The 13378-nt window shown below is 31.2% G+C and carries 8 protein-coding genes; 3 read left to right on the top strand and 5 right to left on the bottom strand.

Features of this window, described 5'->3' with window-relative positions; all coding sequences use genetic code 11:
* The 3 genes from B9N62_RS06315 to B9N62_RS06325 all read right to left on the bottom strand — a co-directional run.
* The coding region (locus tag B9N62_RS06315; RefSeq protein WP_180382165.1) for a retention module-containing protein at positions 1-565 on the bottom strand (565 nt) is incomplete at its 3' end.
* A 272-nt stretch (positions 566-837) separates the two neighbouring features.
* On the bottom strand, positions 838-1887 hold the full coding sequence (locus B9N62_RS06320; protein ID WP_087584831.1) for a hypothetical protein: 1050 nt from the start codon (positions 1885-1887) through the stop codon (positions 838-840).
* Positions 1888-1977: 90 nt separating this feature from the next.
* Positions 1978-2253, bottom strand: coding sequence for a hypothetical protein (locus B9N62_RS06325; protein WP_087584832.1), 276 nt, complete (start codon positions 2251-2253; stop codon positions 1978-1980).
* 573 nt (positions 2254-2826) lie between these two features.
* On the opposite strand from B9N62_RS06325, the gene B9N62_RS06330 reads away from it, so the two are divergent.
* The 3 genes from B9N62_RS06330 to B9N62_RS06340 all read left to right on the top strand — a co-directional run bounded on the left by B9N62_RS06330 (position 2827) and on the right by B9N62_RS06340 (position 10110).
* A complete protein-coding gene (locus B9N62_RS06330) occupies positions 2827-4965 on the top strand; it encodes a site-specific integrase (protein WP_087584833.1) in 2139 nt (712 codons plus the stop codon).
* Positions 4966-5103: 138 nt separating this feature from the next.
* A complete protein-coding gene (locus B9N62_RS06335; protein WP_087584834.1) occupies positions 5104-6300 on the top strand; it encodes an ATP-binding protein in 1197 nt (398 codons plus the stop codon).
* Positions 6301-6309: 9 nt separating this feature from the next.
* Entirely contained in the window at positions 6310-10110 is a 3801-nt protein-coding gene (locus B9N62_RS06340; RefSeq protein WP_087584835.1) for a PhoH family protein, read from the top strand.
* Between the two features lie 423 nt (positions 10111-10533).
* Here the strand turns inward: B9N62_RS06340 and B9N62_RS06345 are convergent, their stop codons facing one another.
* Positions 10534-12984: an aminotransferase gene (locus tag B9N62_RS06345; RefSeq protein WP_087584836.1), complete on the bottom strand. Its 2451-nt coding sequence runs from the start codon at positions 12982-12984 to the stop codon at positions 10534-10536.
* Positions 12974-13336, bottom strand: coding sequence for a plasmid mobilization relaxosome protein MobC (gene mobC, locus B9N62_RS06350; RefSeq protein ID WP_054195894.1), 363 nt, complete (start codon positions 13334-13336; stop codon positions 12974-12976). Before mobC ends, B9N62_RS06345 begins: the two co-directional genes overlap by 11 nt.
* Positions 13337-13378: the final 42 nt, after the last annotated feature.

Raw genomic sequence — 13378 nt, forward strand, 5'->3', positions numbered from 1 at the left:
TATTTAAAAATCCGTCATTATTTGTGTCTCTCGTAAATTCTACGGTTGGAGTAGGAGGTATAATGATATCTGCTGCATCCTGTGCATTTAACCTACCTCCACTTATTGTAGAATAATCACTTATATAACTACCTCCATTATCCGGCAAATTACCATAATTGGCGTATATGTTACTAATGTGGCCTCCTTCTGCAAAGCTAGTAGAAGATAAGCTTACACCATCTCCACCATTACCACCTGCTTGTGGACCACCTGCAGCAGTTTCTTCTAGAGCATTAAGATCTGTTCCTTTTAAGATGGCTTGTTGTAAAGCTGAGATATCAGCTACTGTTTCGTTATTGTTAGAGTCTTGGTCTAGAGTTAGAGTGTCTTTACCTATTAAAGTTATATCTTTACCATCAGTTTGAGTTATTGTTACTTTAGAGTTAGAGCCCTCTGTAACTATCTTTTCACCTTGGTATACAATATCTCCTACACTTAATTGTCTTACCTCTCCTGTTAAGTCATTAAGTGCTCTTGCTATTCCTCCGTTTATGCTTTTAACTACTCCGGCTTCTTTAGCCATCATGTTCTCCTTATTGTTTATAGTATTTGAAATTTTGAATGAATTATATAAATTTTAGAAGGACTTGTCTATTGTACTGGGGTACGATATGAGATTTTTATAATATAAATAAACGGCATTGTGATACTTCAGAATTTATTTACCATTACTCTATTCCTAGAACATATGACCACCTGATCACCATTTTTATAGTGTTTTATCTTTTAATTGATTTTTGGGATTTTTTTGTTTTTATATTACTACTATACTTTGGATATCTCTAGAAAATTTCCTTACCCCATCTCCATCCCAGCATCATCTTTTGCAAATTTACTCCTTAGCTCTGGCATTTCATTTACTATCATCTCTCTTAACTCTGGGTTGATATTTGCTATTTCTAGTAAAAGACCTAAGCTTTTGTCATTAAATTCTTTTAGTGCGATATTTTCGTTTTGCAAACTTTTGGCTTTATGTATTAGAGATAAATTTTCTCTATTTTTGCTTTCTATTAATGCATTTTGTTTGTCTATTTTAGCTTGTTGGTCTGTATAGGTTTTTAGACTATGCCTTAGCTGAGCTATCTCCTCATCGTTGCTTGTTTGGATATCTTTTTGTTTATCTAGCTCTTTTTCTAGCTGTTCTTTTTCTTTTAAGACTTCTATGCTTTTCTTTTTATCTTCCTCTATGATCTTGTTTTGTTCTGTTACTTGCTCAGCAAGAAGTTCTACCTTTTCTTTTAGCTTCTCATCAGATGTGATGGTTATGCTTTCTTGCATTTGTTCAAAAACTAAATTTGCAAGACTAGATAAATAAGCCTCTTTCTTGTTAGCTTCTAGTCTAAAATGCTCATCAAACCATAAAAATTTTTCCTTTGTCATATACTTATTTGCTTCCGCTTCTATAAGCTTTTGAATTTTCTCTTTTAGCTCTTTCTCGCTCTTATATTCACTTGCTATTTGGTGCATTTGGGTTAAATTCTTATGTCTATTTTTACTTGACTTACCACGAAGCACCTGACCCTCAAATGCCTCTGTACCCATATCTTGTAACTCTTGGCCAAATTTTGCTGTTTGTGCCCTACCACTAAACCTCAAATTTGCATGCTTCTCAAAGTTATAGTTTGTAAAGATGATCTGATAGTGTTTGGTCTTCTCGTCATTATGTTCAGCTATGAGCAGGCACTTTACACCATACTTTGAGCAGTATGCATTTATAAATCTCATTACTCTATCCATGCGTATGTTTTCATTTATAAATTTTGACTCTTCTTCGCTTAATCCTTCTTTTGGCTTTTTCTTTCTATCTGTACCAAACGTGATGATAATCTCACAAAAGCTACTCATATCTTTGCGCCAAGACTTTTTTATAACAGTATCTTTGCCATTTCGCTTTTGTGTGTAGGACTGCTTGGCATAGTCTTCTTTAAAGCTATCCTAAAAGCCTTTAAGAAAATTCTTTACAAAGGCTATATTATGTAGTTCATCATCTTTGCTGTTAGCATCTCTCATATTGCCATTACTATTAAACTCGCTTAGGAGTTTGTAACGATTAATAGTGACTGGATTTTTATTGATATACTTTATATGCTCGGTTTGATTTTTCTCACGACATGCATGTGCAAATCTACCTATAGCTCTACCATATGTTAAAAAATCTAACCTTACGTTTATAACTAGGTTGTGGTCGTTTATTGTATATGCATTAGCCATGGCAAATCACCTCACTACACAAACTTTCTTCCGTGCTAGCGGTGTTAGTTACTATTAATGAAAATTTTTTCATTTTTATCCTTTTAAATATATTTATAGTAATTACACCAATTTTGAAAAAAATCTTCGCTAGAAATGCAAATTTTCGTAAAAAAGTTTATTTTTTAAGAAAGAAAAGTTAAGAATATTAAAATGATAGATGTTGAAAGTGCGTATTTATGGGGATTTGAGATAAAAAGCTAGAAGCAAGAATTTAAAACAAATTTATTTTTATGGTATTAAAAGGGTGATGGCTTTATAATCATTGGAATTTTTAAGAGACTGTCCCACTTTAGTAACTAAGTGTTCCACTCTTAAAGGAAATTTTAAAGAAAGGTAAATAACAAAAGCATCACTACTAGTGCCTAAAATAGAGTGTTTTGGTGTCACGGGGGAGACTTGAACTCCCGACCTCCAGCTTATGAGGGTTTAAAAATAAACCTTGTGTAAGCACCAAAAAGACGGCACACAGCCAGTTTCACAGTAGGTATCTGCTACATTTTGCTACAAAGTTATATTGCATAGGTAACAAAGATGCAATATCTAGTCAAACGAAATGGTATATACTACTTTAGAGTAGCCATCCCACTATATCTGAGGCCTTATTTTGGTAATAAAACCGAATACATAACCTCCTTCCTCACAAAACGCTTTGATACAGCAAAAAATCGTGCTAAGATCTACTCTATAATTTTTAACGCGATCAAAAAGGCATGGAAGATGAATTTGAGCAGCGAACTTATAGAGCACTTGGTGCTTATGCTTTTAAAAGCCAAGGAGGCCAAAAGTATCAAAGAGCATGATATGCTTGGCAGATATATAAATTTAGATGGACTACTATCACTAAATTTGTTTTTAAAACAGAGTTTAAAAGAAGATAGCTTGCCCAGCGTCATATCAAAAGAGGTTGATGATATCTGCAAAAAGCTATCTTGCACTGACTCTCACACCAAAAAGCTTCTTGGCAAAAGAGTGCTTGAGGCAACGATAGATAACATAAATCACATATCATATAAGATGTGCAAAAACCAAAAGCTACTAAATGATAAGCAACAGACATTTGTACCACTTGGTAAAAAGCACAATAGTGCAAATTTAGATGATAATACTAAAGACAAGATAGCAAAAGGTGTTAAAGAGGCTAACATAGATAGCTATCAAGACGACATAGAGACTTTAAAAAAGCAGGATTTGGTGCTGCCTTTCACTAAAAAGTCCTTAAAGCACTCTGTTAGTGAGCTAAGAGATGCTATAAATGAACTAGCTAAGCAAAAGGGAGCACTCACACAAAACGATATCCTAAGAATATTTGGTTGTGAGTTATCACCAGATGGAGACAACGAGCTAAGTGAAGATCTAAAATTTGGATATGGTAATTTGAATGATCCTACCTTTGGTGGTCAGGTGAAGCTATATAGGGCAGATAAATATGAAGATAAAGGCATAGTTTTAAATAACATTGAGGCTAAAGATCTTGCGATAGATGATACAAGTGATGCTAGTAACATGACTTTTAATGAGGCTATAAATTTCTTTCAAAAGCTCTTCTCAAATAGAGCTAGAAGCTTTAAATCACAGCTAGTCTCATCTACTAAAAGCGAGAGCAAAGCTGACATGGTCACGCTAAAGAGTGCATTTGAAAACTATGTATCAAACACTAGTATTTCAAACAACTGGAGTGATAGCACATTTGGTCTTGTTAGACATGTAGGACGGCTAATGTTTATGAAATTTGGTGATGGGCTAGATATTAAAAAGATAAAAAGAGATGACTTGCTAAATTTTAGGAATGTCTTGCTACAACTACCAACCAAACTCTCTCAAAATAGTCTCTATAAAGATAAAAGCCTAGATGAGATTATAGCTTTAGCAAAGAATAGACCAAAAATTTCTAAATCAACCATCAAGAAGTATATTGTTAGAGTTAGTGAGTTTTTTAAATACTGCTACGATAGCGACTATATAGATAAGAATCCAGCTATAGATCTACAAATAAATTTAAACCAAGATGATGTTACAAATAAAAACCCTTATGAAGATAGTGACGTAAACGCACTTTTGGATATTGTGAGTAAGATGAGATCAAATGGTGATACCAAAAGTCAAAGAATTAACAAAGATGAGCTATTTTTCGTTACTCATATAGCAGCTTACTCTGGCATGAGGCTAAATGAGATAATCCAGCTAAACACAGATGACATAGTTGAAAAATATAACATAGTATGCTTTAGTTTAAATACAAAAATAGATGTAAAAACGGGTAAGAGCAAGACTTTAAAGACTAGAAACTCTGTAAGGATAGTTCCTATCCACTCTAAGCTAAGTAACATTGGGCTGTTTGAATTTATAGAGAGTAAAAAGAAGCTAGCTAGGAAATGTGGCAAAGCAGTTAGGTTATTTAGCTGTGATAATAAAGACTTCTCTGAATATTTTAGAAAAAAGATTAATACTAAAGTTATAAAAGATGGTGATAAGACAAGGACATTTCACTCATTTAGGCACACTTTCATAAACAAGCTCATCCAAAGCGGTCAAAGGGTTGAACATATAGCTGCTCTTGTAGGACATGAACAACAATACAAGATCACTATGAATACTTATGGCGAACCAGTAACTCCAAAAATTCTAAAGGATTTAGTTGAAGAGGTAAATTTTTATCAAGAAGGAGAATAGTGAGTACTTTTTAATTGTAAATGCATATAGTCATTTACAATAAAATACGATTTTATTTAAAAAACAATCTTGTCTGTATCTTATTACACACATTTTTGTGCTATAATTGTATTGCATCACATAATTCAGGGATAAGCCATGTTAGATCAACTTTTTTTAAAGAGCAATGACCTTATAAGGTTAAATAATCATAAATTCAAAAGATATTTTATAGATTCCAAGGATTTATCTCATAGGCTTATTGTTATCCTTGGGCAAAGAGGTATAGGTAAAACAACTACTTTGGCTCAGCTTGCCAGTAAAAACAAAGATAGTCTTTACTTAAGCCTAGATGACATAGAGATATCAAACGATATAACCTCGATTATAAGAGAGTTTGTATTAAATGGTGGAAAGCATCTATACCTAGATGAAATTCATAAAAGCAAAGATATATCGGCCGTATTAAAATTTGCCTATGATAATTTTAAAGAGTTAAATATAGTAGCTACTGGCTCGTCTGCTCTTGAAGTGTTAAAAAGCTCTCATGATCTAAGTAGAAGAGCGATCATATATAAGATGAGTGGAATGAGCTTTAGGGAGTATCTAGGACTAAGATATGGTATAAATTTAGAAGCGGTTGAGCTTACAAATTTACTTACAAATCATCAGGAAATAGCTGTTAATACCAATAACGCCTTAAAACAAAAAGATCTAGCAGTTATTAAGCTTTTTAGAGAGTATCTAAAGGCGGGTTACTACCCGTACTATAACGATATGCCAAATGATACTGCCTTTTATCAGACTCTAAGGCAAAGCATAGAAGCTACGATAGATAGCGATCTTTTAAGTATATATCCAAATTTAAACGGCAACACAGCAAGAAAGCTAAAGATATTAACTCATGCCATAAGTACAAGCGTCCCATATCAGCCAAACTACTCAAGCCTAAAATCGCTTGTTGATATAAGGGATGATAGGACGCTAAAAGAGTATCTTGCTATGCTTGATAGTGCCGGGCTTATAAGGCTTTTAATGAAAAACGAGCTTGCTATAAAAAATATGGATAAGGCAGACAAAATTTACCTTGAAAATACAAATTTAATGTATATAAACAGCCCTGATATAGGAAATGTGAGAGAGACGTTTTTTGCCAATCAGCTTGGAAATATCACTGAAATTTACTCGGGCAAAGCCGGAGATTTTATAGTAGGCGAATTTGTCTTTGAAATAGGCGGAGCAAAAAAGAGCTTTGAGCAGATTAAGGATATGCCAAATTCATTTATAGCAGCAGATGATATTGAAGTAGGAGTTGGAAATAAAATTCCACTTTGGCTGTTTGGGTTTTTGTATTAGGATTTATATATGAGTAAAATAAACCAAATAGAACAAGAGTTATCTCAGATAGATGCTTCAAAATTTCACAAATTGATAAACACATATTTATCCAAAAAGTTTTCTTTTATGGTTCATTCAAACGGTACAAAAATAGGCGAAGATAAACCTATTTCAGGGACCCCAGATAGTTTTGTAGCTCTAGAAGATGGGGATTATGTCTTTGTAGAATGTACAACGCAAAAATCGGATATATTGTCTAAATTTTTAAAAGATTTGGAAAAATGTTTTAATGAGGAAAAAACCAATATTAGTATATCTAAAATAAAGAAAATTATTCTAGCTTGCAATTGCGATATTAAGCCTAATGAATTAGAAATTTTACAAAAGTATTGTAATTCAAAAGATAAATTATTTTTTATAGGAATTTCAAGTCTAGCAAATGACTTGTATGCAAACTATTCTAAAATAGCATATGATTTTCTTGGTGTAAACGTAGATACCGTGCAGATATTAGACGAGCGCGATTTTGTTTCGGAGTATGAAAGCGGCGGCTATGCTACGCCACTAAATACGGTACTTTGTTGTAGAGATAAAGAGGTGGCTGATATAGAGCTTGCTTTAAAGGATAGTCAAATAACATTTATAACAGGAAAGGCTGGAGTTGGAAAAACAAGATTAGCAATAGAGGTTGCACCTAAATTTGCTAAGGAAAATGGGTATAAATTTAAGGCCATTTTTAATAGAGGTGTCAATATTTACGATGATTTGATGGCGTATTTTAAAGTTGAAGATGAGAAATTCTTAATTTTTATCGATGATGTCAACAGGATTCATCAAGCACTTGAATATTTGCTTGACTTTTTTAACAAAAAAATTACAAATTCTCAAATCAAAATAGTTGCTACAGTTAGAGACTACGCTAAAGACATTATAGAAAAAGTTCCAAGCAACATTAGTTGCTCAGTTATTGAAATACAATCTATGGACAATATCTCAGTAAGTGAAATCATTTCTAAAAATTTTAAAAATATAGATCCTATACATAACGAAAAAATTTTAGAGATTTCACAAAATAATCCAAGAATGGCTTTTATGGCTTGTAAAATAGCTCAAAATGGATCTTTTGATGCTGTAAATAATGCCTATGATTTATACAAAGAGTATTTTAAAAGTGCTGATAATGATATAAAAATTTTTGGCGATATTGAGATTAAAAAAATAGTTGCGATAGTAGCATTTTTTAGAGTGATCGACAGGCAAAATGATAAACAAGTGGAAGTTATAAAACAAGCCTTTGGGGTTGATATTGTTTCTATTTGGGATAAAATAGAAAAGCTTCATAGATATGAGATATTTGATATGTATGAAAATAGTGTCGTTAAAATATCAGATCAGATACTAGCAACATATCTTTTTTATAAGACTGTATTTGTGGATAAAAGCCTAAAAATAAGTAGTTTTATAGTAAATTTTTTCCTAAACCATTCAGGCAAAATAAGAGATGTTTTAAATCAAATAATGCCAGTTTTTGATATCAATTTAATCTTAAAAGAGCTAAAAGGTCCTGTAGATAGGTTGTGGATAGAATATTCAGATAAATCGTTGTTGTCGGGGCATGATAATAATCCAATAATAGAGTTTATAGAAATTTTTTGGTATCTAAAAGAATCAGAAATACTAGAAAAACTACATGAAGAGATACAAGACTTAGAACAAGAGCATATAGATGTAAATAGTATTGATATTTTTAAAAATGGCGATAACAAATCAAATTTAGTGCTAAAAATACTCTCTTTACTATCCAGAAGCAATGATGAAAGCAACCTAAAGATCACAATAGAATTAATAGTGATGTATCTAAATAAAAAGCCAAATAAAATACATGAAGTTATTTATACTTTGGTAAAAGATTTTGGATATGAGCTTAATAGCTATAGATATGGATACAAAAAAGAAAAGATAGTTATGGATGGGCTTTGGGAACTATCAAAAAATAGCGATACTTTGCTCTTAAAAAGACTATTTATTAGGATCGCCAGTGAGATGTTGGGCACTGACTTTCAAGATGCTAGATATTATGGTAGAACATTCAATTTATACAACTATACTCTTGTTCCGACACAAGCTTTGATTAATTTTAGAAAAACTATATTTGAAAGGCTTGATGAGATCTTTAAAAATAACTGTTTTTTGGCTGACTTGGAAAAATTTATAAATACATACTATCGAAAACCCAATATTTCAAATAGCATAGAAATAATAGAGCAAGATAAAAAATATATAGTAGATTTAGTTGTAAAATACTTTAATCCAAAGATTTATAAACATTGTAAAATAGTAAGAAAATTTTTATCTTTTTTGGATGAAAATAAAATTTCATATGACAAAAATGCACAAATTCTATTTAAGAATAGTTATTTTGATATAGATGATTTGTTGTGCGCAAGTCCTTATAAATTTAAAGGCAATGATATTGAACAAAACAAGGCATATATAAAAAATGAACTAGAAAAAATTTCGAATAATAATAAAACAAAAGATAGGTGGCTAGAGCTACTTAATATATGTGTAGAAATTTATAATGTGATTGATGATAGCGATACATATAGTTTTAAAAACAACTTTAGTATTTTGCTTGAAATTTTATCAAGCAATGATTTGCAACTGTTTATAGAGGTTTTAGGCGAGTATTTTAAGCTAGGCGATCCATTTTTATTATATTTAGATCGTCGTGTTCTTATAAAGATTTTGGGCAAAAATGGTGCTTTTGAGTTTATAGAAAAACAGAATTTTAAAGCAAAAGACTTTTGGAGATTCTGGATATTTGCAGCTATAGACGAAAACGATATCACTCAAACAGATGTTAAGAATTTGCTTGATTTTTATAAAAGTGCCGATATTGCAAATATTCCACAATACTTTGACTATTTACAAAAGTATGAAAATATCAAAAAAGACATTGCACTAAAAATATTAAAAGTACTTTGCAATAGAGCTATCAGCAATAACAAATTTTTAATAACTATTGAGATGTTTTTCTGCCAGTTTGCTGGTATGTTAGATGAATATATCAAAACAGATAAAAAACTGACAGAAACAGCATATTTTATGAGACTAAAAGATAATATAAATTTTGATCATGATGCCAACATCTTAAATAAATTTCTAAACTATGATTCTGATTTTATACACAGATATATAATTAATATATTAAACGCTCTTGGCAATGGTGTTTATAGCGTTGATATGCATACAGATTTTTCCATCCTATTTAATAGAAAAGACCATGAAGAAATATTTTTAAAAATTATAGAAACTATACATAAAATACCTGATAAGAAATTCGTTTTTGAAAAAGGGGAATTTCTAAAATCATTTTTTATGGGATTTCATTCGCCATTATTAGATACACAAAAAACAATAAATATTATTAAGAAATTTATAGATAAATATTTTATGGATAAAGAAAGGATGATTTTTATATCTAGACTTATCTGCGAGTTTAATAGCGATAAATCTGAAAATGCCAACATTGATACCAGGGCACATCTATACGCCTATATGGTTTCAAAAAATAGTGATTACGAGTTATTTAAAAGCCTAAAATTTGAGAAAAATTCAAGAACAGCCTATGGAAGCTGGGTGTCCGTAATACAAAGAGATATTGAATTTTATGAAAAACTAATGTCTGTGATGAATACGGCAAACTTATTAAAACACAGGACTTTTATTAAAGATATAATTGATGATTTAAAACGTCGTATTGATAGAGAAAAGAAATTTGATTTTATGGAAGATGAGAGATTTATAGATATTAATTGGCAATAAAATAAATTAATATAGTTTTTTACAAAGTAAAGCTTTGACTAATTTAAATAGTAATTACAGACAAGATGACTTTATCGTGTTATATTTGAAATTAGAGGGACTAAAAAGGCTTTGAACAGATAAAGGACATACCAAACTCCTATATGACTGCCGATGACATAGAAGTCGGAGTTGGGAATAAAATCCCACTATGGTTGTTTGGGTTTTTGTGTTAATACCTGCCTGATCAGATTAACTTTATTTATTTGTGCATATTAGTATTATGTTCCTAAATATTTAAGGATTAGATACTAAAGACTAGTATGATTGACAAGAAAAGAAGAAATATATTGCCGCAAGGCTAGCAATCAAAAAGATATAGACTTTTAGCTGATACGTTTAGTTTTATAAGAGACTTTCATACCTCGCTGATGTTTGTTTTGCCTACCTCTCCAAACTATCATATCCTGACTTTATATTCTGTTCTTTGGTCTCTATTATATTTGATGGTTGTTTTGTTTGCTCTATCCCAAAATCTTTATCAAGTCCTTGATCATATAGCTCTTGCTTTATTATTTTTAGTGAATCAAATGATATATGATCCTCTGTTAGACATATCTTATCTGTTTTATAACGCTCCTTTAGCTTATTAAAACCTTGCATATCTTTCCAATCTTTCATATATGTTTTTATATTATAAATTAAGCCTTTATAGTTAATCTTAGCTATATCCGATAGATATTTTTTAAAGCTTTCGGTTCTATTTATAAAAGCCAAATAGTATCTATTTATATCTAGATGGTAATCGATGCCTTTTACGAAGCCTTTATATTCATTTTGTGTAATACCTAGCTTTTGAATGAGATCATCATCATGAAATCCAGTTTTTATCTTTCTAGCTGCTTCATAAAATTTATCTCTAATGTAGATATATGGAGTATAGTGTCTATTTTGGCTAAAAGAATAAGCTATGTTTTCTTCTGGCAAGTATAGATATCTACTGTTATTATTAAAAAGTATTTGATAATCTTTATATTTTTTAACCATAGTACTCTCGTCAAAGTATTCTATTAACTCTTTTATTGGAATCTTTGATGATATAGCTTGGTAGCTTGCTCTTTTAATATGTGAGTTGGTATCTTTTGGTTCATGACCAAGCTCATATTTTCTTAGATTTTGTAAATCTTCATATATGGCTTTAATATCCATATTATTAATATATGTTTTTAAGCCCGCATCTTCAATGGCTCTTGTATTATCAAAAGTTTTTCCACTAATGCTTATAACTTCAGATCCTGGCACTGGAGTGTAGTGAAATTTACTAGGATGCAAGCTGGAGTTATTTACTATGTTATATAACCCAAGCTCTCTTGTTATCTCTTTTATGTATTCATCATATTCATTTAAGCTTGGAGCCTTTGTTGTGGGTATGATGAGTTTAAATTTCTCTACTTTTGTGTCTGGCGCTTGATAGGTGGTTGGGTATATGAAGCCTTTTATTCCTTTACTTTGTAGTAAATTTTGAGCATCATTTGCAGTAAATTTAGAGTTATCTATATCATATATAAGCGTAGGAGTTATGCCATCAATACTGCTAGCTTCTTCACTTTTATCTTTGAAACTTGCCACTGATATAGCTGAATAGTTTTTAAGTATTGATTTTAGATTGTATGGCTCTATTTGTACCGTTTCCCAGCTATTTAACACTTGAGCTTTTGGGTCTTTATTTAGCGTACCAAAGTCACTACTTACACTTAATGTTATCTTTGGCTCATTTTTATTAGCTTGAAGCTCTATAAGCATTTGCTCTAGCTCATTAACTACGTGAAACAACGCTCCTTTTCTGCCATTATAGACTATCTTACACATTAGATCAGTTAGATTATAAGTTCCATTAAAACCATCCACTCTTACTTTATATTTGTCATTTACCATTTCAGGTTTTGCGGTGATGTTAAATTTTGCATTGATCATAGGCAAAAATTCTCTTATATCCACTGTATTAAGTCTCTTTGCCCTATCATAATAGTCTTTTTTGAAACCCTCATCTTCTTCTATCATTCTTAATAGATAATCAGCTGTAGAATTTTTAGCATCAGCTAGTAGCTCTTCAACACTTATATTTTGCTCTTTTATATTTGCTTTTGGCTCGATCACTACATCTGTTTCTATCTTCATCTGCGTATCTTTTTCTTTGCCTTTCTTAACCTTTTGTGCTGCACTTTTAAAGCTTTCATATTGCTTTTTTAATTGGTCTTCATCCATACTTAAAGGCTCTATATTATTTAATCCATACTTGTTAGATAAGATATCATTAACTACTCTTTTAAATTTCTCTGCTGACTTAGCCATAATAGCTTTTACTTGTTGCTTGGCTGCACCTTTTGTATATATTACTCCGCCAGTTTTTACACTATGAGTAAATTTCATATTTTCAAAAGAGACTATTAGATGAATATGAGGCTCTCTTTTTAGCGGTTCGCCATTTTTATGTTTCTTATTTAATGTTCTATTTTCTAGTGCCCCTTCTGGACGAGGAATATATGGCTCTTCTTTTATTATAGGCAGATGAGCTTCAGCATAAAAAAGTAGCTCATCTATGTCGTGATTTGGGAAAGTGAGCTTCAAAAAATCCATTATAAGATCATCTATATTGCCACTTTCATATAGCTTGTTCCACTCCTCTGAAGTAAATGACAAGGATATATGATAGTAGTTATGTTTCTTATTCTTTTTCTTGCTCTGGTGCCTTTCAGACATCTCGATAAGATCTAAATTTCCAGCCAGTGGCAATCTATCATCTTTTTCATCTCTAGTTAGCTTCGAATCTCTTTTCTTGCCAGTTTTTAGATAATCAGCTATGCCTTTTTCTCCCTTTGAGATCTTAACTATCATAGCTACTCTTTATTAGGCTTAAAATTTCAGTTAGCACTGATTGAACTTTGTACAACTCTTCTTGTGTCTGCAGTATCGTTTTTAAATCTATATTGCCACTAGTCTTATAAGCTATATTTAGTTTCTTTGCTATTTGATTGATGTTATTAAAAGGTCTAGCAAAATATGTAATGATTGTTGGATATAACTCTTTCTTTTTTATGGATTCAGAATTTACAGTGCCATTATCTATAAGATAGGAAATGATTTCTGATTTTGACATATCTAACTCTAGAGCTATTTTAGATAACTTATCGTATTGTTGATAAGTAATCCTTGCGGAGAGCACTTTATCCTTGACATTTTTTGACATATGATATCCTTTCATAAAATGTGATAGCGAGATAAAGCGTTT

This window comes from Campylobacter concisus (assembly GCF_002165785.1).
Classification (GTDB): Bacteria; Campylobacterota; Campylobacteria; order Campylobacterales; family Campylobacteraceae; genus Campylobacter_A; species Campylobacter_A concisus_W.

What these genes read in the sequence shown, in the direction of transcription:
- B9N62_RS06340 (WP_087584835.1), top strand. Translation starts at nt 6,310, where the DNA reads ATGAGTAAAATAAACCAAATAGAACAAGAGTTATCTCAGATAGATGCT.
- B9N62_RS06345 (WP_087584836.1), bottom strand. Translation starts at nt 12,984, where the DNA reads ATGATAGTTAAGATCTCAAAGGGAGAAAAAGGCATAGCTGATTATCTA.
- B9N62_RS06325 (WP_087584832.1), bottom strand. Translation starts at nt 2,253, where the DNA reads ATGGCTAATGCATATACAATAAACGACCACAACCTAGTTATAAACGTA.
- B9N62_RS06330 (WP_087584833.1), top strand. Translation starts at nt 2,827, where the DNA reads ATGCAATATCTAGTCAAACGAAATGGTATATACTACTTTAGAGTAGCC.
- B9N62_RS06320 (WP_087584831.1), bottom strand. Translation starts at nt 1,887, where the DNA reads ATGAGTAGCTTTTGTGAGATTATCATCACGTTTGGTACAGATAGAAAG.
- mobC (WP_054195894.1), bottom strand. Translation starts at nt 13,336, where the DNA reads ATGTCAAAAAATGTCAAGGATAAAGTGCTCTCCGCAAGGATTACTTAT.
- B9N62_RS06335 (WP_087584834.1), top strand. Translation starts at nt 5,104, where the DNA reads ATGTTAGATCAACTTTTTTTAAAGAGCAATGACCTTATAAGGTTAAAT.